The organism is Pseudomonas sp. GM60 (genome assembly GCF_000282415.1).
In the GTDB taxonomy this organism is placed as follows: Bacteria; Pseudomonadota; Gammaproteobacteria; order Pseudomonadales; family Pseudomonadaceae; genus Aquipseudomonas; species Aquipseudomonas migulae.
On sequence record NZ_AKJI01000066.1, the window covers coordinates 1 to 3,028 of the forward strand.

The 3,028-nt window shown below is 60.8% G+C and carries 3 protein-coding genes; 1 reads left to right on the plus strand and 2 read right to left on the minus strand.

Features of this window, described 5'->3' with window-relative positions; translation table 11 throughout:
- Positions 1-56: 56 nt before the first annotated feature.
- Both PMI32_RS12820 and PMI32_RS12815 read right to left on the minus strand, forming a co-directional pair.
- Entirely contained in the window at positions 57-977 is a 921-nt protein-coding gene (locus PMI32_RS12820) for a LysR family transcriptional regulator (protein WP_008030224.1), read from the minus strand.
- A gap of 31 nt (positions 978-1,008) precedes the next feature.
- A complete protein-coding gene (locus PMI32_RS12815) occupies positions 1,009-1,992 on the minus strand; it encodes an MBL fold metallo-hydrolase (protein WP_008030226.1) in 984 nt (327 codons plus the stop codon).
- 209 nt (positions 1,993-2,201) lie between these two features.
- Here PMI32_RS12815 and PMI32_RS12810 point away from each other — a divergent pair, with 209 nt between their 5' ends.
- Positions 2,202-2,618, plus strand: coding sequence for a helix-turn-helix domain-containing protein (locus PMI32_RS12810; RefSeq protein ID WP_008030229.1), 417 nt, complete (start codon positions 2,202-2,204; stop codon positions 2,616-2,618).
- The last annotated feature ends 410 nt before the right edge of the window (positions 2,619-3,028 follow it).

Genomic DNA, 3,028 nt, shown 5'->3' on the forward strand with positions numbered 1-3,028 from the left:
CGCAGCAATGGATATGTACCCCCAAAAGAAAATGGTCGGCCCAAAGGCCGCCACGTTCAACCCGATACAGGCAAAGGCCTGGACATAAACTCACTGATCCGCGACCGCAACCACCGCTCCGCCGGATCATTGTCATGCACCCCACTCCAAGCCATCGAAAGCTGCGCAGCATCAATGGGAAACGGTGGATCCTCAGCCCGCAACGCACACCCCTCAACCAGCGCACACGCCGCATAATCCGGCACCGTCGCAATCATCTCCGTGCCGGCCAGCAACGCACGCAACCCACTGAACTGCGGAACACCCAACACCACCCGACGACTGCGGCCAACCTTGGCCAGATCCAGATCGATATTGCCGCTCAGATCACCGGAAAACGACACCATCGCATGGGGTCGCTCGCAGTATTCATCCAGCGTCAGCAGCCCCGGTCGCTTGTCCCCACGCAGCACCTTGCAGGGGATGTCGCGCAATTTCTTGCACTTCGCATTCGCGGGCAAATCCGTGGTGTAACTCACCCCCACAGAGATCTCTCCCGAAGCCAGCAATGCCGGCATCAGCAAATAGTTCGCACGCCGCACCACCACAACAATCCCCGGCGCCTCTTCTTGCAGTTGCCGCAACAACGGCGGAAACAAACCGAACTCGGCGTCGTCCGACAAACCAATGCGGAACACATCGCAGCTGCTCGCCGGATCAAATTCCTTCGCCCGGCTGACCGCCCCGGAAATCACATCCATCGCCGGCTGCAATTCCTTGAGAATCGCCAGCGCCCGCGTTGTCGGCTCCATGCCGCGGCCATTACGCAACAGCAACGGATCGTCAAACAGATCCCGTAACCGCCCCAGCGCCGCACTCACCGCCGGTTGGCCCATGAACAATTTTTCAGCGACACGGGTCAGGTTCCTCTCGAACATCAAGGCCTCGAAAATCACCAACAGGTTCATGTCGACGCGGCGCAGATCGTTACGGTTCATAGGCACGGCTCCCTTGTGAATGCGTCGGACTTTACTCGATCAGCGGCACTTTCGCCGCACGTTTATAAGGTCCGTATTCGACCGGTACCCATTGAAAATGCTTGCCCTCTGCAGCGATATGGCCAATGCCCGGAAACGGCAAATGCGCTGCCGTCACCCAGGTTTTACCGGCGGCTGCATCGCTGAACACCTTGGCGCGGCTTTTGATCGCTTGCTGACTGTTGACGTCAAAGCCGATCGAGACTTCCGGGTGCAAGAACTGCACCGCGAGGTTATGCACCAGATCGCCCATGAACAAAATGCTCTGCCCTTGAGAGGTGAAGCGGTACATCGTGCTGCCCGGCGTGTGCCCGGCTTCCAGCGTGGCCTCGACCCCCGGCACAGGCGACTGGCCGGCGTCGAACGTCTTGAAACGTCCCGCCGCGACGTACGGTGCGGTGGAGTCCTGGGCGATTTTGAAATACGGCTTGGCGCCCTCGGGAGCTTTGGCCAGCGCCTGAGGATCAAGCCAGTAATCGGCTTCGGCCTTCGCGGCGTAGACCGTGGCGTTGGCAAAAACCGGTTTCTGCTGGCCGTCGACCAATCCACACACATGGTCCAGGTGCAGGTGGGTCAGCAGAATCGTGTCGACCTGCGAAGGCTCGTAGCCGGCGGCTTTCATGTTGTCCGAGAGCATGCCCGCCGTCGCACCGATGCATTGACCGGCGCCGGTATCCACCAGGATCAATTGCTTGCCGGTGTTGATCAGGAAGGCGTTGAACGCAGTCTGCACCCCCGGCGTTTCAATCGAGCGGCGGGCCAGTAGTGCGCGGATCTGGCTTTGGGTCAGGCCCTGGAGCAGTTTGGGCGACAGGTCGTTGTAGCCGTCGAACAGCGCCGTCACCTCAAAGTCGCCCACCGCCAGGCGGAAGTAGCCCGGCACCTGGGTGCCGACCTGTGCCGGTGCCTGAGCCGAGGAGATTCCGGACGCCAACGCCACCGCGAGGCCCAATGCGCCAACCAAAGAATGTTTCATGCCGTCACCCTTGATCAAGTCAGAAGAGCGGCCATGCACAGGCCCGCCACAAGACGTCGATCATGCCCCGCCCGGCACCGCGAAAATTGCAGCCATGTGCTGAGTCAGCGCCGTTGTTCACCACTGCGCATCGGCGAAATTAACAACGTTTAACTCGCCTGCCAGAGCCCCGCGACCAAGAATGAAGCTCACCGAAACGGACATTTGTCATGGCTCATTCTCAGCAAAACGTCGCCCGCGCGACTGCCACTGAAACGCGAAAGAAAACCACCGGCGGCCTGACCCCGTGGCGCGAAAGCCTGGTCAAGCAACTGATCCTCGAACGCCTCGGTGAAACCGTCGAAGTGACCGAACTGGCACGCGCCTGCGCCCTTTCGCGCAGTCATTTCTCCCGCGCATTCAAGTGCAGCACTGGCCTCTCGCCGCAAGACTGGATTCGCCACCAACGCATCGCCCGGGCCAAGCAACTGATCCAGAACACCGACCTGAGCCTCACGCAAATCAGCCTCGAATGCGGCTTCTGCGATCAGGCGCACTTCTGCCACATCTTCACCCGCAGCGAAGGCATCAACCCATTCGCCTGGCGCTGCCAAGCCGTGCGCGCGCTTCCACGCACATCCTTGTAGGAGCCCGGCTTGCTGGCGATGGCGATTTCGTGGGCGCCATCGCCGGCAAGCCGGCTCCTACAAGGACTGTGGGGGTGTTCGGGGATTGAGGGTCGACACAAAACCTGTAGGAGCCCGGCTTGCCGGCGATGGCGATTTCGTGGGCGCCATCGCCGGCAAGCCGGTTCCTACAGGGATTGTGGGGGTGTTCGGGGATTGAGGGTCGACAAAAAACCTGTAGGAGCCTGGCTTGCTGGCGATGGCGATTTCGTGGGCGCCATCGCCAGCAAGCCGGCTCCTACAAGGATTATGGGGTGTTCGGGATTTGGGGATGACGCAAAACCTGTAGGAGCCCGGCTTGCTGGCGATGGCGATTGTATGGGCGCCATCGCCGGCAAGCCGGCTCCTACAAGGATTATGGGGTGTTCGGG

Bases quoted from the DNA above. Each gene is read 5' to 3' on its own strand.
- PMI32_RS12820 (WP_008030224.1), bottom strand. From the start codon at position 977: ATGAACCGTAACGATCTGCGCCGCGTCGACATGAACCTGTTGGTGATT.
- PMI32_RS12815 (WP_008030226.1), bottom strand. From the start codon at position 1,992: ATGAAACATTCTTTGGTTGGCGCATTGGGCCTCGCGGTGGCGTTGGCG.
- PMI32_RS12810 (WP_008030229.1), top strand. From the start codon at position 2,202: ATGGCTCATTCTCAGCAAAACGTCGCCCGCGCGACTGCCACTGAAACG.